Here is a 19,321-nt window from a genome sequence, read left to right as displayed (position 1 = left end):
GGCCGAGGTGTCCGGGCAGCGGTTCGTTTCGGTACTCGCACGGGAGACGTGCGGCATGGAGGAGGCATCGGTGGCGGGCGAGTCCCCCGACAGGTCGAAGCAGCGCGAGTCGTCGGCAGAACCGACGTCGGGGAGCGCGGGTCCGGTTCCCGAGGCCAGGAGCGAGTCGTCCGACCCGCGCCTCGCGGTCGCCGGCGCGGCCGTCGACACGGCGACGCGGATCCTCTCCGCGAAGGACCTCGCGGCCGCGCGCGGCAAGGCCGGGCAGGCGTCCGACGACACGGCCGGCGACGACAAGCTCCGCGCGGCGGTGGCGGCATGGGTCCGCTCGGCGGACGAGGCTTCCGACGAGGGGCAGGAGGCTTCTCCGGCGGGGGCGGACGACTCCGAGAAGGAGACCGGGACGGACGGCTCGGCGGAGACGGACGGTTCGGAGACGGCGGGCGGTTCGGGTTCGGGGGAGGCTGAGGACTCCGGGAAGGCCGAGGACGCGGCGGAGGACGCCGACGGCCCCGCGGACGCCGGGGACTCGAAGGACGCCGAGAGCTCCGGCGCGGGTGGTACGGCCTCCGAGGGCGGCGCCGAGGCTGCGGACGACGCCGAAAGCCCCGCGGACGCCGGGGACTCGAAGGACGCCGAGGACGCCGAGGGAAGCGCGGCGGACGCCGAGGGCTCCGGCGCGGGCGGTACGGCCCCCGACGGCGGCGCCGAGGCGGTGGACGACGCCGAGGACGCCAGTGACGCCGAGCAGGCGGCTGACGCCCGCGAGGAGGCCGAGGAAGCCGCGGACGAGGAGACGGCGGACGGCTCCGAGGACGCCGATCCCGAGCAGGGCACAGACGCCGAAGACGACGCCGCCGACGCGGACGAGGCCGGCACGGACGGGCGCGACGACGCCCGGGAGCCCGACGCCGACGCCAAGCCCCGCGTCGACCAGCCCACCGCCGTCTTCAAGGCCGTACGGCCGCCCAAGCCCGCCGTGGACCAGCCGACGACGATGCTGAAGCTCGGCGGCGCCCCGAAGGCGAAGCCCGGCAAGCCCGCGGAGTCCGGCGAGGACGCGACCGCCGCCAAGGACAAGCCCGCACCGGCCACCCCGGCGAAGCCCGGCGCCCCGGCCGAGGGCAAGTCCGCCCCGGTGAAGCCCGCCACCCCGGCCAAGGGCAAGCCCGCGCCGGCCGCCCAGCCGCACCCCGGTACCTCGCCCAAGAAGGACAAGCCCGCGGGCGAGGGTGACGCCGAGCGGACCAGCAAGTTCGTCGCGTTGAAGCCGCTGGACGAGCCCGCCGCGCCGAAGCCGGCGCCCGCGGACGCCACCGCGCCGGTGCCGCAGCTCGGGCCGGAGCGGACGACGCAGCAGCCGCTGCCGCCGAAGCCGCCGCTGGACCTGCTGGCGGAGCTGACGAACACGCCGCCGCCCCCGCAGACGCCGCTGCGCACCGCCGTGCGCCGGGTGAAGATCTGGACACCGCTGGTGCTGCTGCTGGTGATCGTGTTCGCGGTCGTCCAGTCGATGCGCTCGCTCCCGGCCCCGACCCTCCAGCTCACCGCCGAGGACAGCTACAGCTTCGACGGCGGCAAGGTCGACATCCCGTGGCCGCAGGACGGCCAGGCCGCCCTCGACGTGCAGGGCATCGGCTCGTTCGGCTCGTCCGGCGAGCAGAAGCCGGTGCCGATCGCGAGCGTCGCCAAGGTGATGACGGCGTACGTCATCCTCCGGGACCACCCGCTGAAGAGCGGCGAGGAGGGCCCGATGATCAAGATCGACCAGCTGGCGGAGGACCAGTCCAACGCCGGCCAGGAGTCGACGGTCGACGTCTTCGCGGGCGACGAGATCTCCGAGCGCGAGGCCCTGGAGAGCATTCTCATCGCGTCCGCGAACAACGTGGCCCGCCTGCTGGCCCGTTGGGACTCGGGTTCGGAGAAGGACTTCGTGGCGAAGATGAACGCCACCGCGAAGGACCTCGGCATGACCAACACCACGTACACCGACCCGTCGGGTCTGAACGACACCACGGTCAGCACGGCCGTGGACCAGGTGAAGCTCGCCAAGGCCGCGATGACGCAGCCCGCGTTCCGCGAGGTCGCCGCGATGATGTCGTACGACGACTACAAGGGCCAGAACCACCACAACTGGAACGAGCTCGTCGGCAGCAACAACGTCGTCGGCATCAAGACCGGCACCACCACCTCCGCCCTCGGCAACCTGGTGTTCGCGGCGAAGAAGGAGATCGGCGGCGAGACGCGGACCATCATCGGCGCCGTGGTGCGCCAGCCCGCCGGCGGCCCGGAGAACACCATCCTCAGCGCCGCGCTGTACCAGAGCGACCTGCTGATCCGGGCCGCGCAGGACGCGCTGGAGCCGGCGACGCTCCTGAAGAAGGGCGACGTCGTCGGATACGTGGACGACGGTCTGGGCGGCCGTACCCCGGTGGTCGCCACGAAGGACGTCACCGCGGTCGGCTGGGCGGGCCTGGAGGTGAAGCTCTCCTTCGCCGCGGACGAGCTGCCGCACACCGCGAAGGCCGGCACCGAGGTCGGCACCCTGACCGTGGGTGACGGAGCCACCGCCGGAGCCGTGAAGGTGCCGGTCGCCCTCCAGAACGACCTGGTCGAACCGGGCTTCATGGACAAGGTCACCCGTATCGGCTGATCACCCCTCGCTCGCCCGCACCCCGTCGGGGGCCCACCAGGGAGCCCCCCGGCGGGGTGCGTGCTAGCGTCACGAATCGGGACAGGCCGCCCGTGTACGGGGACGCGGACGGAACTCCCGGAGACCCTGCCGGGAACGGTCGGCGAACACGGACCACGCGGCCGAGAACAGAAGAACGGGACACGGGGAGTGCCTTCAGGTGGCCACTGCGGAGCCGACACGCACCGACGAGACCGGTCCGGGCCCGGGAGACGGCCCGCGAATACGCGTACCCGCGACACCGCAGGAACCCGGCGGCGGCAACCCGGTGGTCGCCGCCGTCCGTGACCGGGTGACGCGCCATCCCGCGCTGTTCGTCACCGCCGCGGCCGGCGTCCTGCACCTCGTCTGGTTCTTCACTTTCGCGAACAGCGGCGGCGACCTCGCCGCCCAGGACGCCTGGGCGGAGTTCGTCGGCCGGCACCCCGACTCGGCGTACAACCTCGCCTGGTACGGCGGCATGCACCCGGTGTCGTACAGCGTGGTCTCGCCGTATCTGATGTCGGTCCTCGGCGTCCGTACGACGATGATGATCGCCGGGACGCTGTCGGCGGGCCTGCTCACGCTGATCCTGATCCGCAGCCGGGTCGTCCGGAAGCCGCTGTGGCCCGCGCTGGCGGGCGTGTTCGGGCTGCTGGGCAACGCGGCCTCCGGCCGGGTCACGTTCGGGCTCGGCACGCTGTTCGCCCTCGCGGCGGTGGCGGCGGTGTTCTGCTGGCCGTACCGCTGGCGCTACAAGCGCTGGGCGAAGGCGCTGTGCGCGGCTCCGCTGGCCGCGCTGGCCACGATGTCGTCGCCGGTGGCGGGCCTGTTCGTGGGTCTGGTCGCGGTGGCGCTGTTCCTGCAGAAGCGGCGGCCTGGCGCGTGGGCGCTGGGCCTCGGTCCGAGCGCGGTCGTCGCGGTCTCGGCGTGGGCGTTCCCGTTCTCCGGCACCCAGCCGATGTCGTTCGGTTCGGCCGCGCTGCCGATGCTGTACGCGGTGCTCGTCTTCCTGCTGGTCCCGCGCGAGTGGACGACCGTGCGCATCACGTCGGCGGTCTACTTCCTCGCCGTCCTGCTCGTCTGGCTGATCAGCTCGCAGATCGGCTCGAACGTCACCCGGCTGTCGATGCTGTTCGCGGGTGCCGCGCTGGTGGCGGCGCTGCCGTTCGCGGTGCCACGTTCCCGGAAGTGGTACGCGATCGTCGTCGCCTTCGCCGGTTTCGTCGGCTGGATCGGCTTCAAGTCGGTCGACGACGTGGTGAACACCACGCCGCGCGCGTCCTGGGCCCGCGAGCTGGCCCCGCTCGTCAACGAGTTGCAGGATGTCGGCGCCGACAAGGGCCGCGTCGAGGTTGTCCCGGCCCGCTCGCACCGCGAGGCCTCCGCGCTCGCCCCGTACGTCAATCTGGCCCGCGGCTGGAACCGCCAGGCCGACATGGAGCGCAACCCGCTCTTCTACGACGACACCCTCAACTCGGCCAACTACCACCTGTGGCTCAAGCGCTGGGCGGTCCACTTCGTGGTGCTGCCGAAGGACGAGCCGGACGGCGACGGCGGCCAGCGCGAGCGCGAGCTGGTGCAGCGCGGCCTGCCCTACCTGGAGCAGATCTGGGGCGACGCCAACTGGCAGCTGTTCCGGGTCGTCGAACCGGCCCCGCTCGCCGACCCGCCCGCCATGGTGGAGCGGGCCGAGCAGGGCGAGATGACCCTGAAGGTCAGTGAGCCCGGCCGGGTCCTCATCCGGGTCCCCTACTCCCCCTGGCTGAAGCTGGTCGACGCCGACGGCAAGGGCGTCGAGTGGCCCCGGGAGACCGAGGCGTCCAAGGACCGTCCGGACGGGGAGCCCAAGACGTACGACAACGTCGACGGCTGTCTGATGGAGACGGAGGAGGACGACGAGGGCGACAAGTGGACGGTCCTCCTCGCGCCCCGCGCGGGCACCTACCGGCTGGCCGCGCCGTACGGCTGGCCGCGCGGAACGCCGTGTCCGGAGGAGCTGCGCTGAGCCGGCTCAGCGCAGCTCGCCGACGTAGGTGTCGGTACCGGGGACGGTAGACCGGCGTAGGGGTGGTCGAGCCGGTTCGGCGTACGTCTCGCTGCGGGTGTCGTCGCTCATGCGGTTCCCCTTTCCTGCACGCCCATACTCCGACGGACCGTCAGATGAAGCGCCAGGGCCCTCACAGGGAGGCCCCCGCGGCGGCGGTCGACCCGGGCGGGACGCGCACCGCGTACCGGCCGACGGACATCACCGACGAGCGGCAGTGCGAGGCGCTGCCGGACCTGGCGACGGACGGGGACGTGGCGGACGCGGCGATGTTCCTGTCCTCGGACCGGGGAGGGCCATCACGGGGCAGTCACTGCTGGTGAGCGCGGGGGAGCTGATGCGCTGAGGGCCTGCCCATCAAGTTCATGTGCATGAACAGGGGTCACGGCACCGAACAATTTTACTACCCTTTGACCTTCCAATTCCTTGTCGTGCCCGAGTCACCCCACTCACGATGAGCGGGCCGTTCACAAGGCGGACCCTGGGCGGACCCTGGAAGGGTGGCACATGAACAGTCTCGACTGGGCCGTGCTCATCGGCTACTTCGGCGTGATGGTGGCGATCGGCGTCTGGTCACACAAACGCGTGGACAACGTCAGTGACTTCTTCACCGCCGGCGGCAAGATGCCGTGGTGGCTCTCCGGCATCTCGCACCACATGTCGGGCTACAGCGCGGTGATGTTCACGGGCTACGCGGGCATCGCCTACACCTACGGCGTCACCTCGTTCGTGACCTGGTCCTTCCCCATCGCGCTCGGCATCGCCATCGGCTCCAAGCTGTTCGCCCCGCGCATCAACCGGCTCCGCTCCCGGCTCCACGTGGCCTCCCCGCTGGAGTACCTGAAGAACCGGTACGACCTGAAGACCCAGCAGGCGCTCGCCTGGTCCGGCATGCTGCTGAAGATCGTCGACGTGGGCGCCAAGTGGGCGGCGATCGCGACGCTCCTGTCCGTCTTCACCGGCATCTCCCTGAACCAGGGCATCCTCATCACCGGCACCATCACGGCCGTCTACTGCACGATCGGCGGCCTGTGGGCGGACGCGCTGACCGAACTGGGCCAGTTCGTGATCCAGTTCCTGGCCGGCATCGCGATGTTCATCGCGGTGATCATGGAGCTGAACGACAAGGGCATCGGGTTCCTCGGCGCCTGGGACGAGCCCGAACTCCAGGGTCACGGCGAGCCGCTGGTCGGCCCCTACGGCGCCGTCTTCCTCCTCGCCTTCCTCTTCATCAAGCTGTTCGAGTACAACGGCGGCATGCTCAACCAGGCCCAGCGCTACATGGCCACGTCCAGCGCGTACGAGGCCGAGCGCTCCGCACGCCTGTCGGCGATCCTCTGGCTGGTGTGGCCGCTGGTCCTGTTCTTCCCCATGTGGATGTCGCCGCTGCTGGTCGAGTCGCAGAAGACGGACGGCTCGGACTCGTACGGCCTCATGACCGAACAACTGCTCCCGCACGGCCTGCTGGGCCTCGTCATCGTCGGCTTCTTCTCCCACACGATGGCCATGTGCTCCTCCGACGCCAACGCCATCGCCGCCGTCTTCACCCGGGACTGCGCGCCGGTCCTGTGGCGGCGGGCGCGGGCCTGGAGCGAGGGGCAGGGCCTGCGGGTCGCCCGAGTCACCACCGTCGTCTTCCTCGGCCTGTCCATGGCGGCGGCCACCCAGGTCAACTCCCCCACCTTCGGCGACATCATCACCGTCGTCATCAAGTGGGTCGCCGGCTTGATGGGCCCCATGGCCATCCCGATGATGCTCGGCCTGCTGCGGCCCTTCCGCCGCTCCGGCCCCACCGCGGCCCTCACCAGCTGGGCGGTCGGCCTGTTCGCCTTCTGGCTGGTGAACTACCCCATCCACTGGAGCATCGACGGCGGCGTCCCGCTCCAGTACCAGGTGTCGATCCCGCTCGCGGTCTCCCTCGTCCTCTACATCGTCGTCGGCTACCTGAAGCCGGAGGACACCCCGGAGCGCCTGGCCATCATCGAACGCATCAACACGGACGGCGACGACACGGGCGCCGCGGCGGCGATCCCGGCCCAGCAGGACGGCGCGCCGGGTGTGACGGTCAAGGACTGACGAAGCGCCCCTGGAACCTTTGGGCCACGGAGAACGCGGAGAAGCCATGCCCCGCCGGGGGCTCAGGCTCTCGGCAGTGGCCCAAAGGTTCCATCGCGTTTTCGGCATGTTGCTCGGTGCGGCTGAAAGCAGCCGCTTCTTCCCCTGAACCGACCGTTCCCGTTCGATTACAGTGCTCGCGTCGTACGTGTGGGCGGTGTCCTGGGGAGGTCTGGGTGGGTGCGACAGCCGGGGCCGTCTGGGGGCGGGCCGAGCAGCAGGACTTCCGGAGCAGGGTGCGCGGCACGTTGCTGGGTGTGGCCGTCGGGGACGCGCTCGGGGCGCCGGTCGACGGGCTGGGGATCGAGGAGATCCGCGAGGCGTACGGCGCGGAGGGCGTCGTGGACCTCGTGCCCGCGTACGGGCGGCGCGGTGCAATCACGCATCTCACACAGCTCACCCTGTTCAGCGTGGACGGGCTGATACGCGCCCAGGTGCGGCGCGACACCGGCGCCTGGCATCCGCCGACCGATCTGCACCGGGCGTATCTGCGCTGGGCCGCGACCCAGCGGGACTGGGGGCCGGACGAGCGGCGCAAGGACAACGGGTGGCTCGCGCGGGAGGAGTGGCTGTACGCCCGCCGGGACCCCGCCCGCCCGCTGCTGATCGGGTTCGGCGACGAGGTCATGGGGACGCTGGACGCGCCGAAGAACCCCGGTGAGGCCGGGCCGGAGGCCGCCGCCCGGTCCGCTCCGTTCGGGCTGCTCGTCGGGTGGGAGCCGCAGCTCGTCGTGCAGCTGGCGATGGAGTGCGCGGCGCAGAGCCACGGGCACCCCGTCGCCTCGCTCGCGGCCGGCGCGTACGCCGTCGTCGTGCACGGGCTGGCCCGGGGCGAGAGCCTGGACGGTGCCGTGCAGCGGGCGCTCGTGATGCTGGCGGCGCGGCCGGGGCACGAGCCGGTGTCGACCGGGCTGCAGCTGGCGCTGGGGACGGTCCGGCAGGGGATTCCGACACCGGGGAGGGTGGAGGAGCTGGCCGGGGACGGAACGGCCGAGGCCGTGCTCTCCGCCGCCCTCTACTGCGCCCTCGTCGGCGAGGACGTACGCCACGGCCTCCGCCTCGCCGTCAACCACGGCGGCCCCTCCGCCACCACCGCCGCCCTCGCCGGCGGCCTCCTCGGCGCCCTGCACGGCGAGACGGCCCTGCCCCCGGCCTGGGTGGCCGAGCTGGAGGGCCGTCCGACCCTGCTGGAACTCGCCGACGACTTCGCCATGGAGATGACCCAGGGCCCGGCGCTGCACAGCCCCACGGGGGCTGCTCCCGCCTGGCTGGCGCGGTATCCCAGAGGGTGACCTGCCGCCGCCCGGCCGCCGATGCCCCGCGGGCGCTCAGGTCCGGGCTGCCGGCCGGCCGGCCGTCCTCAGCCAAGGCGCCAGCTGGACCACCCCGAACGTCACCTCCACCACGAGGAAGAACCACAGCAGGCGGAACGCGCCCTCGCTCAGCGCGTAGGCCTGCCAGGCCGCGAACAGGGCGCGCGAGGCGCTGTCGAGGAGGCCGTGCAGCGGCAGAGGCCGGAGGATGCGCAGGGTGGCCCAGATGACGATCACCGAGCCCATGAGGTTGGCGTACAGGGTCTGCGTGGAGTCCAGCGGCGGGAGCGCGCCCAGGTCGAGGCCGGCGCTCGTCGAGTTCAGGAGGTCGTGGAGCACGGCGTAGGTCCAGGGTGTGGCGAAGCCGGCGGTGATGAGCAGGTCGTACCAGGCGCTGGCGCGAACAAGGCGCAGATAAGCGGGAGTTGCTGTCATGGCATCGCACGCTAAACACTGGACTACGCTCCAAGGTCAAGTCCGGCGGGGAGGACGCGGCTGTGCGGATCGGGGAGTTGGCCGAGCGGGCCGGGGTGAGCAGGGACGCCATCCGGTTCTACGAGAAGGTCGGGCTCGTGCGGGCGCGACGGCTGGGCAACGGGTACCGGGACTTCTCCGAGGAGACCGTGGCCTGGTTGCAGTACGTCCGCACGGCGCAGGCGCTCGGCTTCTCGCTGGCCGAGATCGCCCGGCACGGCGAGGAACTGCGCGAGGCCCCGGACACGGCCGCCGCCTTGTCCGCGCTGTTCGCGGAGAAGATCGGGATCATCGACGCGCGGATGGCCGAACTGGCCGCACTGCGGGCGGAACTGGCCGATCGGGTGGGTACCGGGTGCCCGCTGCGGCGCAGGGAGGGCGGTGAGGCGGCGGGCCAGGGACGTACCGGAACCGTTCGGTAGTGTGTTCGTTTGCGAACAGTACGGGGAACGGGGACCACGATGACGACTGCTCACGCCTCGTCCGGCGGAGGGAGCAGCCCACCGGTGGACGGCGGCACGGTCATCGACGTGCGGGATCTGCGGATGCGCTACCGCACCCAGGACGTTCTGAAGGGCGTCGGGTTCACGGCCCGGCGCGGTGAGGTCGTGGTGCTGCTCGGGCCGAACGGGGCGGGCAAGACGACCACGATCGAGGTGCTGGAAGGCTTCCGGATGCGCTCCGCCGGAGACGTGACCGTGCTCGGGACCGATCCGGCTCGCGGGGACGAGCGGTGGCGGGCGCGGCTGGGGATCGTGCTGCAGTCCTGGCGCGACCACGGCAAGTGGCGGGTGCGGGAACTGCTGGCCCACCTCGGTTCGTACTACGCGCCGTACTCCACCGCGCAGGTGCGGCGGCCGTGGGACGTCGACGAGCTCATCGCCGCCGTGGGACTGACCGAGCAGGCCGGCAAGCGGGTCGGGACCCTGTCCGGCGGGCAGCGCAGGCGTTTCGACGTGGCCGTCGGCATCGTCGGCAGGCCCGAGCTGCTGTTCCTGGACGAGCCCACCGCCGGCCTGGACCCCGAGGCCCGCAGCGAGTTCCACGGCCTGGTGCGCGGCCTCGCGGACGAGAACACCACCGTGTTGCTGACCACGCACGACCTCGCCGAGGCCGAGAAGCTCGCCGACCGGATCCTCATCCTTGCCGGTGGCCGCATCGTGGCGGACGGCCCGGCCGAGGAACTGTCCCGGAAGGCGTCGGCCGAGGCGACCGTGCGCTGGACGCGGGACGGGCGGCCCTTCGAGCAGGCGACGGCCGAGCCCACCCGGTTCGTCCGGCGGCTGTTCGAGGAGCACGGCGACGCGATCGGCGGGCTGGAGGTACGCCGGGCGAGCCTGGAGGAGACGTATCTGACGATGGTGCGGGAGCTGGAGGCGGGGAGCGTCCCCGGCGAGCGGGCGGCGGACGCCTTCGGGGAGGGATCGCGATGAGTCCGGTGTGGCATGCGGCGCGTGCGGGTCTGCGGCGCGGCGGGACGGAACTCCGGCAGACCTTCACCACCGGCCAGGACCTGTTCGGTTACGCGCTCTGGACGGTGCTGCTCATCGTGCCGATGCTGCTGGCCGGGGACGAGCCGCTGAAGGGCGCCGGCATCTCGGCCGGCGCGTTCATGCTGCCGAGCATGCTGGGCATGACGCTCGCGTTCACCGGCATGATGACCACGGCGCAACTCCTCGCCACCGAGCGGGAGGACGGCACCCTGCTGCGAGCGAAGGCCGTGCCGCACGGCATGGTCGGCCACCTGGTCGGCAAGATCGTCATGGTGTCGGGTACGGCTCTCGTCTCCATGGCGCTGCCCCTCGCCGTCGGTGTCTTCCTGGTCGACGGGGTCGCCGGGCAGGGCGGCGGTGCGTGGCTGACGCTGGTGTGGGTGGTGCCGCTGGGGCTCCTGGCGACCCTGCCCGTCGGCGCCGTCATCGGCTCGCTCGTCGACAGTCCCCGCACCGTCGGGTTGCTGATGCTCCCGGTGATGGGGCTCGTGGTGATCTCCGGGATCTACTTCCCGCTGTCGGAGCTGCCCGAGTGGCTCCGCACCGTCGGGCAGCTCTTCCCCGTGTACTGGGTCGGCCTCGGTCTCCGCTCCGCGCTGCTGCCGGGCGACGCGGTCGCCGCCGAGATCGGCGAGTCCTGGCGGCACCTGGAGACCGCCGGGGTGCTGGGCGCCTGGGCCGTCGCCGGGCTGCTGCTGGCGCCGCCCGTCCTGCGCAGGATGGCCCGGCGCGAGTCCGGGGCCGCGATGGCGCGGCGGCGCTGGAAGGCGATGCAGCGGGTCGGCTAGCGGGGAGCGCCCGGTACCGGCCGGCGCGTGCGTGTCATGGGCCGGGACGACCGGGGCGGGACACGGTCGGCCCGGGGTGTGGCGTCGGTGACGCCGAGGGGGCGACCGCCATGGACAGGCGGAGCTTGCGCGCGGTCGGGTGGGCTCGGATCTCCGGGGGCGCGGACACGGACCCGGGCAGGGTGAGTGTGGTCCCGGGAAAGATCCAGTGGCCCCGGTCGCTGGAGGCGTGTCCGTGCCGGCGGGCCTGGTCCTCGATGGTCCGCCGGTTGAGGGTGTAGACGCTGTCCCACCGGAGCGGGTCGCCGTGGGTCTTCCGGGCGATGTCCCACAGGGTGTCCCCGGAGGCGACGATGTGCCTGGCGGGCTTCGGGCTCGCGGGCGGGTGGCCGCTCTCGGAGGCGGTGGCCGCGCCGGGTGTGCCGTGGGCCGGGACCGCGCAGAACGCCGTGAGACTGGTCAGGCACATGGCGGCTGCGGCGACTGTGCGGGCCGCGGGCCCGCTGCGTATGGGCATGTTGTCCCTCCTCGTCACACGTCATGCTGCGAAGGCCGCACGTGCGCCGCACTCCGGAACGGCCAATGGGGTCATGCGGGGGCCTGGTCTTCTGGCTCGATTCGCCTCGGTGGTGCGGGCGGGTGCAGAAGGATGTGTGTCATGACCACTACCTCTCGCACCCTCTCCCTCGGGGCGACGCTCCTCACGGGCACCGTCGCGCTTTACATGGCGCTGGTCGCCTTCGGGAACATCACCGACTTCGGCACCAACCAGCAGTTCGTACAGCACGTCCTCGCCATGGACACGACGTTCAAGGACGACGACCTGATGTGGCGCGCCATCACCAGTGAGGGGCTGCAGAACGCCGCCTACGTCGCGATCATCGCGTGGGAGACGGTCGCCGCGCTGGTGCTGATCGCCGGGACCTGGTTCTGGGCCCGGCGCGATCAGGCGCGGGGGCGGCGGATCTCCACGTACGGGCTGCTCATGGTCATGCTGCTGTTCGGCGTCGGGTTCATCGGGATCGGCGGCGAGTGGTTCGCCATGTGGCAGTCCGGGGACTGGAACGGGCTCGACGCCGCCACCCGGATCTTCCTGCTCTCCGGTGTGGTGCTGATCGTGAACCACCTGCCGGGCGCCCGGGAGGAGCGGACGCCCGCCGTGTAGGCCCTACTTCACCACTCGGACCGGCGTCCCCGTCGTCGCGAACGCCCACAGTGCCGTGCCGTCGGCCTTGTTCGTGCGGATGCCGCCGGTCTGGGTGCCGGCGGCAGCCGGGGGCGGGGACGCGCCGTCGACCGCGTGGGAGAAGGCGATGTTCACGCCCGACTTGGCGGCGAAGTAGATGATGTGCTCGATACGGACGCCGTCCGAGCCCGACGTGACGGGCTCGGAGCGGGTGCCGACCGGATAGGTGCCCGGGTCCGGGTCCACCGAGCCCGGCCACACCGTGAAGGTGCGGCGCGGGCTGTCGCTGGCGTCGATCAGCCAGACCCGGTCCTGGGAGAGCGAGTAGACGATCCGGCGGCTGGTGCCGGAGCCTTCGGGCACGACGTTCGAGGGCGTCGCCTTGGGCTTGGGGTCGGCGGAAGCGGACGCGGACGCGGTCGGCGACGGCGTCGGGTCCGTCGCCGTGGCGACCGGCCGGGTGCCTTGGCCGGCCTGGACGGCGAGGACGGCGACCGCCGCGATCGCCCCGGTGGTCAGGCCGGTCACCCAGGCCCACGAGGGAAGCCGTCGGGCTGGCACGGGCACGCATCTCCTCAGAGTCCGGCCCCGGTGCCGGGTGACACCGAGGGTCGGATCATCGTACTCGGCGGGGCCGGACGGCCCGTCCTCAGTCCAGTACCGGCAGCAGCTCCGGCAGGTGCCCGTCGGAGGCCTCCGCCGCGCGCCGGCGCTCCTCCGGCACCTCGCCGTACACGGTCGTCCGCGGCTTCGCCGGGCGGCCCGCCGCCTCCGCGACCGCGATCAGGTCCTGCACCGACTTGTACGAGCCGTACGAGGAGCCCGCCATGCGGGAGATCGTCTCCTCCATCAGCGTGCCGCCCAGGTCGTTCGCCCCGGAGCGGAGCATCTCGGCCGCGCCCTCCGTGCCCAGCTTCACCCAGCTGGTCTGGATGTTGGGGATCCAGGGGTGCAGGAGCAGCCGGGCCATCGCCGTGACCGCCCGGTTGTCCCGCATGGTCGGGCCGGGCCGCGCGATCCCCGCCAGGTACACCGGCGCGTTGGTGTGGATGAACGGCAGCGTCACGAACTCGGTGAATCCGCCGGTCTGCTGCTGGATGCGGGCCAGGGTGCGCAGGTGGCCCAGCCAGTGCCGGGGCTGGTCGACGTGGCCGTACATCATCGTCGACGACGAGCGGATGCCCAGCTCGTGCGCCGTCGTCACCACCTCGATCCAGGTCGCCGTCGGCAGCTTGCCCTTGGTCAGGACCCAGCGGACCTCGTCGTCCAGGATCTCCGCGGCCGTGCCGGGGATGGTGTCGAGCCCGGCCTCCTTCGCCGCCGTCAGCCACTCGCGGATCGACATGCCGGTCCGGGTGGCGCCGTTCACCACCTCCATCGGCGAGAAGGCGTGGACGTGCATGCCGGGGACGCGTTCCTTGACCGCCTTCGCGATGTCGAAGTACGCCGTGCCGGGCAGGTCCGGGTGGATGCCGCCCTGCATGCAGACCTCGACCGCGCCGACGTCCCACGCCTGCTGGGCGCGGTCGGCGACCTGGTCGAGGGAGAGGGTGTAGGCGTCGGCGTCGGTCCTGCGCTGGGCGAAGGCGCAGAAACGGCAGCCGGTGTAGCAGACGTTGGTGAAGTTGATGTTCCGGGTGACGATGTACGTCACGTCGTCGCCGACCGCCGATCTGCGGACGTCGTCCGCGATCCGGGTGAGCGCGTCCAGCGCCGGGCCGTCCGCGTGCAGCAGCGCCAGCGCCTCGGCGTCGGTCAGCCGCGTGGGGTCGTCGGCGGCCGTGCGCAGGGCCTCGCGAACGTCGGCGTCGATGCGTTCGGGCGCCATGCCGGGGGCGGCGGCCTCGCGCAGGGCGCCCCAGTCGCCGTACACCTCGTCGAAGTCGTCGCGGCGGTCGGAGGTGCGGCCCTCGGTGTCGATGGCCGTGTGCAGGTCGGTGCGGCCCGTGGCCGTGAAGACCTCCTCCGGCTCCTGCCACGGCCGCCCCTCGACGACCGCGTCGGGCAGGGCGAGGCCGGTCTCCGGGTCGGCCAGGGCCGCGACGTGCGGGCGCAGCCGCGGGTCCAGCCAGGGCTCGCCGCGCCGCACGAACTCCGGGTAGACGCAGAGGCGTTCGCGCAGCTCGAAGCCGGCCGCCGCCGAACGGGCCGCCAGCTCCTCGATCTGCGGCCAGGGGCGCTCCGGGTTGACGTGGTCGATGGTCAGCGGGGAGACGCCGCCCCAGTCGTCGATGCCCGCGCCGATCAGCCGCTCGTACTCGGAGTCCACGAGGTTCGGCGGAGCCTGGAGGCAGGCCGACGGGCCCATGATGTGGCGGGCGACGGCCACGGTGGCGACGAGTTCGTCGAGTTCCGCGTCCGGCATGCCGCGCATCGCGGTGTCCGGCTTGGCGCGGAAGTTCTGGATGATCAGTTCCTGGATGCCGTGGTAGGCGCGGGAGACCTTGCGGAGCGCGAACAGGGACTCCGCGCGCTCCTCGTAGGTCTCGCCGATGCCGATGAGGACACCGGAGGTGAAGGGGACCGACGAGCGGCCGGCGTCCTCCAGCACGCGCAGGCGGACGGCGGGTTCCTTGTCCGGGGAGCCGTGGTGGGGGCCACCCGGCTCGGACCACAGGCGGGTCGCGGTCGTCTCCAGCATCATGCCCATCGACGGCGCGACCGGCTTCAGCCGCTGGAAGTCGGTCCACGTCATGACGCCCGGGTTGAGGTGGGGCAGCAGGCCCGTCTCCTCCAGGATGCGGATGGAGATCGCGCGCACGTAGGCGATGGTGTCGTCGTAGCCGTGCGCGTCGAGCCATTCGCGGGCCTCGGGCCAGCGGTCCTCCGGCTTGTCGCCGAGGGTGATGAGGGCTTCCTTGCAGCCGAGGGCGGCGCCCTTGCGGGCGATGTCCAGGACCTCGTCGGGGGACATGAACATTCCGTGCCCGGCGCGCCGCAGCTTGCCGGGGACGGTGACGAAGGTGCAGTAGTGGCATTTGTCCCGGCACAGCCGGGTGAGGGGAATGAAGACGCTCTTGGAGTAAGTGATGACGCCGGGACGGCCCGCCGCCTCGAGGCCCGCGTCACGCACGCGGGCGGCCGAGGCGGCCAGGTCCTCCAGGTGTTCGCCGCGGGCCTGGAGCAGGACCGCGGCCTCGGTGACGTCGAGGGCGACGCCGTCCCGGGCGCGTTTGAGGGCGCGACGCATGGAGTTCTCGGTCGGGCCGGTTCCGGAGGTCGCGGAATTCGTCATCCTTCGAGCATACGATCGCGATGATCAGGGCTCGGCCAAGCCGCAGGTCACGCCGCCGCCGTCGACAGATACGGCTGGAAAGCGTCCAGCGCCCGCAGCACGTCCGCCTCGCCGGCCGGGGGCAGTTGCGCCACGACCGTCTCGATGCCGAGGCCGGCGTAGTGGGCGACCTTGCCGGGACCGGGGTGAACGGCGTACGGGACGACCTGGAGGGCGGCCGGGTCGCCGACCCGCGTCGGCCCAGACGGCGCGTAGCACCGGCAGGGATTCGGACAGCCCGCGTCCGCCCCGGCCCGCCGCGGACCCCCGCCTCAGCGGCGGACCGACTGCCGCAGTTCGACGAGCGACGCGACCGCGCGCAGCCAGCGGGCCGTGGCGTCGTCCGCCCGCACACCGCCCCCGAGGGACGCGGCGGACTCCAGCCAGTCGCGGACGAGGGCCACCGCCTCGGGGCGGGGCAGCGGCTCGGGCAGGGTCAGCGCGTGGGCGACACCGCCCGCCCGTACCGTCTCGGCGAGGAACGCCACCGAGCGCGGCTCGGTGTCCAGACGGTCCAGGAGGACCGCCGCGCCCACCGCGCCGTCCCCGAACAGGGACGTGCGCAGCGGTCCCGGGGCGGCGGTGAGGCCGTAGCGGATCAGGGCGGCGATGTCGAGGCCGGCCAGTTCTTCGTCGGTGCGCCGGGTGGTGTCCATGCGTCAGCCCACCGTCACCTTGTACGTGACCCGCTCCGGCTCGGTCGGCGTGGCGCCGCCCGTCGGGGTGGGGGCCGGGCTGCCGTCGCCGGTGTCGCAGGTGCTGGTGAACGTGCAGTGCATCAGCACGATCTCGGTGCTGCCCTCGCCGGTCGCCTCGAAGGTGAAGGTGAGGCGGCTGCTCGCGCCCGCGACCACCTCGCCGTCGGAGTCCGAGGCCGACTCGCGCTCCTGGCCCCGGGCGACGACCACGTCGCCGTCCGGCTTGGGGTCGACCAGGTACCAGTGGGAGCGGGTGGAGGCGTTCTCGCCGTCCACGGTGAGGGTGAACCGCTCGCCGACGGAGGCGGTGATGGTGTGGTCGTCCGTGGGGTGGCTGGTGGGCTCGTCGTCGCCCGACCCGCAGGCGGACAGGACCAGCAGCACCGCCGCCGCGCCCACCGCCGCCCTACTCCGGCACATAGACCTGGTACGCGTCGTTGAGTTCATTGTTGGATGCCTTGCCCATGTTGCCGTTGACGAAGTCGTCCTCGCTGACCCAGGTGGTGGTGCCCCAGGGGTTGTAGATCTGGAGCATGTCACCCTCCTGGCCGATGATCATCATCGCGTGGGCGCCGTCGTCGCCCTTGACGTCGACCGGGACCGGCTTGCCCTCGGCGACCGCCTTCTGCACGTCGTCGAGGACGGCCCTGCGCTGATCGGCGCTGTCGACGTCGTGGCGCCGGTAGTCGTCGCCGGTGGCGCTGCCGAGGGTGGAGTCGGCGATGCGTTCCTGGCCCTCCTGGCCCATGCCGGTCCAGTCGTCGCCGCCGTCGCCCTCCTCGTGCAGCCGGTGCTGTTCGGCGACCAGGCGCTCCCGGAACGCCTTCGGGTCGTCCTCCTGGCCGCTGGGGCCGCCGGTGAGGTCGAGGGCGTAGATCGGGTCGAGCATGGCGCGGGCGTTGACGGTGGAGGACGCCACGCAGGTGCCCTCGGAGCCGTCGCCGCCCTGGATCCACAGCTGGTCGTGGAACTGGACGTAGTCCTTGTTGTTGGCGGAGCCGTCGTCGGCGAGGCCCTCGTCCTCCATGCTGTCCTCGGCGGTGACCACCGGGGTGAGGTGCCGGCGCAGCCACTCGGGGTCCTTGCCGTTGATCTTGCCCTGGAAGGTCTCGATCTCCTTGACGCTGTGCCCCGCGGCCAACGCCTTCATCAGGTAGGCGCGTTCCTCGGGGCTGCCCGCCTGGGACAGCATCCGCTCCATGGCCGCCTCGTCGGCCTTGTTCAGCTGGTCCATGCGGCGGCCGGCGCGTTCCAGGTCGCTGGAGCTGAGGATCTCGTTCAGTTCGGTGGGGGCGTTCGAGGCGCCGGTGTCGGCGAGCATCAGCCGGTCGACAGCGGTCAGTTCGCCGGTGTCCATCTTCCCGGCGCGCGCCTCGGTCGCCCACTTGTTCAGGTCGCGGGCCGCTACGCGGACGGCCTCCTCGGCGGCGACCGCCGCCTTGTGCATCAGGGTGATGCCGTCGGAGGCGAAGAACCGGGCCGTCAGCCGGTCGAACTCCTCCTCGTCGTCCTCGTGCCAGTCGTCGAAGAAGCCGTCCCGGCCGCCGAGGGTGGTCTTGGCCTGCGCCATCTTGCCGCGCCCCTCGGCGTCCTGGCGCTGCGCGTCGGCGAGCGCGTCGGCCAGCCGGAGCAGCGCGCCCGCGCCTCCCTGGAACGCCTCGGCCATCTGCAGGACGGCCCGCCCGGCGGCGGCGACGCCGTCGGAGGCGAGGACGCTCGTGTCCCCGACCCACACCTCGGGCAGGCCTTTTCCGGCCACCTTCTGCACCCGGTCGTGGATGCCGCCGACGTCGTCGAGCCGGTCGCGGTAACGCTTGCTCAGTGATTCGAGGGTGCCCGGGTCGCCCTCCGGTTCGGACACCGACAGCGCACTGTCGATCATGTCCAGCAGCTCGTTCTTGCTCCCGGCCTTGGGAATGTCCTCGCACAGTCCGGCCAGCCACGCGCGCCGGCCGGCCGGGGAGTCCGCGGGCCGCAGAAATCCCGTCATCGCCTGTCTCCGCCCTGAAGTCCCTGTTCTGGTCCGGCGCTCAGTAGCTCGTCAGGGCCGAGGGACGCTCAGCGTAGGTGGGCATGGTGGTCAGCTGCTCGTTCCCGGTGAAGGCCGGCATGGAGGTCAGCTCGCCGTCGGCGACCTTGACGCCGGCGGCGTCCATCCGCACGAGGCCGTCGCTGCCGCCGTACGCGCCCTTCGCGAGCCGTACCTTGTCGGCGAGTTCGTGCAGGGCCGACTCCAGCGTGCGGGCCTCCGCCTCCCAGGCGGCGATGAACCCGTTGACGGCGGCCGCGGCTTCGGTGCCGCCCAGGGCGTCCGAGGTGTAGCAGACGCCGGGTGCGATCGCCTCGCGGACCTTGCCCATGTCGGTGCCGGAGCCGTCCAGTTCCTTCGCCTGTCCGGTCATGCCGGAGTTCTTGACCTGGTATCCGTCCGAAAAGGCCATCGACTTCCCCCGTAAGCCTGTCGTCGATCTTGACCGCGGGGAGGCTAGCACGCCGCGACCGGCCCTCCATGTCCGGAGCACACACCCCGCACACAGCTCGCACACGGCTGCGGCGGCACGGGCTGTCGGGGACCATGGAGGCGTCCGTGTCCCGCGTGAAGGAGTCCCACCGACGATGTCTCCGCCGCCCAGCGACCTCCGATTCCGTGCGACGACCGCCTTCCAGCGGCACCTCGTCAACCCGCTCATGCGCCGGCTGCCGTTCCACACGCTCCTGGAGACCACCGGCCGCGTGTCCGGCCTGCCCCGGCGCACCCCGCTCGGCGGCCGCCGCGTGGGCGACTCCTTCTGGATCGTCTCGGAGTTCGGGGAGCGCTCGCAGTACGTCCGCAACATCCAGGCCGACCCGCGGGTCCGGGTCCGCGTCGGCGGCCGCTGGCACACCGGCACCGCCCATCTGCTCCCCGACGACGACGCGGTGGCCCGGCTGCGCACCCTGCCCCGCCTCAACAGCGCGGCGGTACGCACGATCGGCACGAACCTGCTGACGATCCGGGTGGACCTGACGGACGGCTGAGGCCCAAGAACCGTCAGGCTCCACCCCGGCCACACGATGGCCTGCACCTCGCTGTACGCGTGCAGGGCGTACGAGCCGACGTCCCGGCCGACGCCGCTCTGCTTGAAGCCGCCGGGGGCCTCCATGTTGCGGCCGACAGTGTTGACGCCGACACCGCCGGCCCGGAGGCCGCGGGCGACGCGGAAGGCCCGGCCCACGTCCCCGGACCGGACGTAGTCGACGAGGCCGTAGTCGACGAGGCCGT

17 protein-coding genes and 3 pseudogenes are annotated in these 19,321 nt (G+C 72.1%); 10 read left to right on the top strand and 10 right to left on the bottom strand.

Going from position 1 to position 19,321, the window contains the following annotated elements:
- Positions 1-55: 55 nt before the first annotated feature.
- The 5 genes and pseudogenes from ACSU6L_RS21245 to ACSU6L_RS21225 all read left to right on the top strand — a co-directional run bounded on the left by ACSU6L_RS21245 (position 56) and on the right by ACSU6L_RS21225 (position 8,125).
- On the top strand, positions 56-2,653 hold the full coding sequence (locus ACSU6L_RS21245) for a D-alanyl-D-alanine carboxypeptidase (protein WP_437059030.1): 2,598 nt from the start codon (positions 56-58) through the stop codon (positions 2,651-2,653).
- A gap of 199 nt (positions 2,654-2,852) precedes the next feature.
- Positions 2,853-4,679, top strand: coding sequence for an MFS transporter (locus ACSU6L_RS21240; protein WP_437059029.1), 1,827 nt, complete (start codon positions 2,853-2,855; stop codon positions 4,677-4,679).
- A 263-nt stretch (positions 4,680-4,942) separates the two neighbouring features.
- Positions 4,943-5,064: pseudogene (locus ACSU6L_RS21235) on the top strand (SDR family oxidoreductase); the annotation flags it as partial.
- A gap of 161 nt (positions 5,065-5,225) precedes the next feature.
- The gene (locus ACSU6L_RS21230; RefSeq protein ID WP_437059027.1) at positions 5,226-6,794 is read left to right on the top strand and encodes a sodium:solute symporter family protein; all 1,569 of its coding nucleotides are present in this window, start codon (positions 5,226-5,228) and stop codon (positions 6,792-6,794) included.
- 215 nt (positions 6,795-7,009) lie between these two features.
- Complete coding sequence (locus ACSU6L_RS21225; RefSeq protein WP_437059025.1) at positions 7,010-8,125, top strand: ADP-ribosylglycohydrolase family protein; 1,116 nt, start codon at positions 7,010-7,012, stop codon at positions 8,123-8,125.
- Positions 8,126-8,161: 36 nt separating this feature from the next.
- On the opposite strand, the gene ACSU6L_RS21220 is transcribed toward ACSU6L_RS21225, so the two are convergent.
- The gene (locus tag ACSU6L_RS21220) at positions 8,162-8,581 is read right to left on the bottom strand and encodes a hypothetical protein (protein WP_437059023.1); all 420 of its coding nucleotides are present in this window, start codon (positions 8,579-8,581) and stop codon (positions 8,162-8,164) included.
- Between the two features lie 62 nt (positions 8,582-8,643).
- Here ACSU6L_RS21220 and ACSU6L_RS21215 point away from each other — a divergent pair, with 62 nt between their 5' ends.
- From ACSU6L_RS21215 to ACSU6L_RS21205, 3 genes are read left to right on the top strand one after another with little or no spacing between them, the layout of a single operon-like run.
- Entirely contained in the window at positions 8,644-9,042 is a 399-nt protein-coding gene (locus ACSU6L_RS21215) for a MerR family transcriptional regulator (protein ID WP_437059021.1), read from the top strand.
- 39 nt (positions 9,043-9,081) lie between these two features.
- Positions 9,082-10,053, top strand: coding sequence for an ABC transporter ATP-binding protein (locus tag ACSU6L_RS21210; protein ID WP_437059019.1), 972 nt, complete (start codon positions 9,082-9,084; stop codon positions 10,051-10,053).
- Positions 10,050-10,901: an ABC transporter permease gene (locus ACSU6L_RS21205; RefSeq protein ID WP_073941516.1), complete on the top strand. Its 852-nt coding sequence runs from the start codon at positions 10,050-10,052 to the stop codon at positions 10,899-10,901. The genes ACSU6L_RS21210 and ACSU6L_RS21205 overlap by 4 nt, the downstream gene beginning before the upstream one ends.
- Positions 10,902-10,935: 34 nt before the next feature.
- Here ACSU6L_RS21205 and ACSU6L_RS21200 read toward each other — a convergent pair whose 3' ends face one another.
- Positions 10,936-11,418, bottom strand: coding sequence for a LysM peptidoglycan-binding domain-containing protein (locus tag ACSU6L_RS21200; RefSeq protein ID WP_437059017.1), 483 nt, complete (start codon positions 11,416-11,418; stop codon positions 10,936-10,938).
- Positions 11,419-11,559: 141 nt separating this feature from the next.
- Between ACSU6L_RS21200 and ACSU6L_RS21195 the strand changes: the two genes are divergently transcribed.
- Complete coding sequence (locus tag ACSU6L_RS21195; RefSeq protein WP_437059015.1) at positions 11,560-12,066, top strand: DUF2165 domain-containing protein; 507 nt, start codon at positions 11,560-11,562, stop codon at positions 12,064-12,066.
- 3 nt (positions 12,067-12,069) lie between these two features.
- On the opposite strand, the gene ACSU6L_RS21190 is transcribed toward ACSU6L_RS21195, so the two are convergent.
- From ACSU6L_RS21190 to ACSU6L_RS21160, 7 genes and pseudogenes are all read right to left on the bottom strand, one after another.
- A complete protein-coding gene (locus tag ACSU6L_RS21190) occupies positions 12,070-12,654 on the bottom strand; it encodes a hypothetical protein (protein ID WP_437059013.1) in 585 nt (194 codons plus the stop codon).
- A gap of 82 nt (positions 12,655-12,736) precedes the next feature.
- Positions 12,737-15,322 carry a bifunctional FO biosynthesis protein CofGH gene (locus ACSU6L_RS21185; RefSeq protein WP_437059011.1) on the bottom strand — a complete coding sequence of 862 codons (2,586 nt, stop codon included), beginning with the start codon at positions 15,320-15,322 and terminating at the stop codon, positions 12,737-12,739.
- A gap of 47 nt (positions 15,323-15,369) precedes the next feature.
- Positions 15,370-15,610: pseudogene (locus tag ACSU6L_RS21180) on the bottom strand (LLM class F420-dependent oxidoreductase); the annotation flags it as partial.
- A gap of 23 nt (positions 15,611-15,633) precedes the next feature.
- Positions 15,634-16,017 (bottom strand): hypothetical protein, encoded by a 384-nt coding sequence (locus ACSU6L_RS21175; protein ID WP_437059009.1) that lies wholly within the window; start codon positions 16,015-16,017, stop codon positions 15,634-15,636.
- Positions 16,018-16,020: 3 nt separating this feature from the next.
- On the bottom strand, positions 16,021-16,458 hold the full coding sequence (locus ACSU6L_RS21170; RefSeq protein ID WP_437059007.1) for a protease inhibitor I42 family protein: 438 nt from the start codon (positions 16,456-16,458) through the stop codon (positions 16,021-16,023).
- 7 nt (positions 16,459-16,465) lie between these two features.
- The gene (locus ACSU6L_RS21165) at positions 16,466-18,049 is read right to left on the bottom strand and encodes a peptidoglycan-binding protein (protein ID WP_437059005.1); all 1,584 of its coding nucleotides are present in this window, start codon (positions 18,047-18,049) and stop codon (positions 16,466-16,468) included.
- 40 nt (positions 18,050-18,089) lie between these two features.
- Entirely contained in the window at positions 18,090-18,500 is a 411-nt protein-coding gene (locus tag ACSU6L_RS21160) for a hypothetical protein (RefSeq protein WP_437064990.1), read from the bottom strand.
- 175 nt (positions 18,501-18,675) lie between these two features.
- On the opposite strand from ACSU6L_RS21160, the gene ACSU6L_RS21155 reads away from it, so the two are divergent.
- Positions 18,676-19,077 (top strand): nitroreductase family deazaflavin-dependent oxidoreductase, encoded by a 402-nt coding sequence (locus ACSU6L_RS21155; RefSeq protein WP_437059003.1) that lies wholly within the window; start codon positions 18,676-18,678, stop codon positions 19,075-19,077.
- 23 nt (positions 19,078-19,100) lie between these two features.
- Here the strand turns inward: ACSU6L_RS21155 and ACSU6L_RS21150 are convergent.
- Positions 19,101-19,310: pseudogene (locus ACSU6L_RS21150) on the bottom strand (aldehyde dehydrogenase family protein); the annotation flags it as partial.
- Positions 19,311-19,321 lie beyond the last annotated feature (11 nt).

Source organism: Streptomyces sp. enrichment culture (genome assembly GCF_964272855.1).
Taxonomy (GTDB): domain Bacteria; phylum Actinomycetota; class Actinomycetes; order Streptomycetales; family Streptomycetaceae; genus Streptomyces.
This window is presented reverse-complemented; position numbering and strand designations above follow the sequence as displayed.